We start from the raw sequence: 1,015 nt of genomic DNA, 5'->3' as shown, positions 1-1,015 counted from the left end.
CGTTCTCGGCCGCAGCCCGTCGGCTGCGGAAGGCCCAGTCCGCCGGCAGCACCCATATTGCCAATCTCGAGGCCGACCTCGGGCTGGAGCTCTTCAACCGCGCCGGGCGGAACCCGGTCCTGACGCCTGCAGGGCAGCGCCTGCTGCTGGAGGCGCGCGTGGTGCTGGACCGGCGGGAGCACCTGATGAGCGCCGCCGCCAGCCTGGAGCAGCGGGTGGAGAACCGGCTGGTGGTGGCGATCGACGAACTCTATCCGGAGCACGCTCTGGGGGCGCTGTTCGCTAACTTCGCCCAGCAATTCCCGTTCGTGGAGTTGGAGCTGCTGTTCCCGTTGATGGAGGACGTCAGCCGCCTGGTGCAGGCCGGTACGGCTGACCTCGGCGTGATGTGGCGCCAGGAGGCCCTGCCGACCGAGCTGGGCTTCCAGACCATTGGGTGGGTTCCGCTCAAGCTCGTCTGCGGGCGGGGTCATCCCCTCGCCAAGGAGCGGGTCGAGTGGGAAGAGCTGAAGCGCTATCGGCAGATCCTGGTCGCCGCCCGGAGCGATGGGCCGGAGAAGCGCCGCCTGCGCGTGGCCGCCGAGGTGTGGTGGGTGGAGAGCCATTGGGTGATCCTGGAAATGGTCAAGCACGGGATTGGCTGGGCCTTCGTGTCGGACCACGTCATTCCCGCCTCTCCTGCGGCGCCTGACCTCGTCACGCCCGACCTGCAGTTCGACGACGGCGACTGGCCCGTGGCCCTGGAGCTGGTCTGGCACAAGCAGCGGCCCTGCGGCCCCGCCGCGGCTTGGCTCCGCCAGCGCTTCGCAGCAACCCGGATCGGCGATGGGTTCGGAGGTCGCGGGGTACGCTGAGGCTGCCGTTGAAGGCGTGGCATCCTGCGAGCCGGACGACTTCAAGGTCGCGAAGCGCAGCCGCAGACCTATGCGCCAGCGGGCTGCGACACTCGGAGAGTGTCTGCTACCGCTGCCCCCCTATCGCCTAGCCACCTGGGGCCCGCCGACCTACCTTCCCA

At 69.4% G+C, this 1,015-nt stretch carries 1 protein-coding gene; it reads left to right on the top strand.

Annotated features, from left to right (window positions below):
• The coding region (locus tag F0Q34_RS21530) for a LysR family transcriptional regulator (RefSeq protein WP_149814420.1) at positions 1–854 on the top strand (854 nt) is incomplete at its 5' end.
• Positions 855–1,015 lie beyond the last annotated feature (161 nt).

The sequence above is a fragment of the Teichococcus oryzae genome (genome assembly GCF_008386565.1).
Lineage (GTDB): Bacteria > Pseudomonadota > Alphaproteobacteria > Acetobacterales > Acetobacteraceae > Pseudoroseomonas > Pseudoroseomonas oryzae.
Note: the sequence above shows the minus strand (reverse complement) of the source record. Positions and strands in the feature narration are given on the sequence as shown.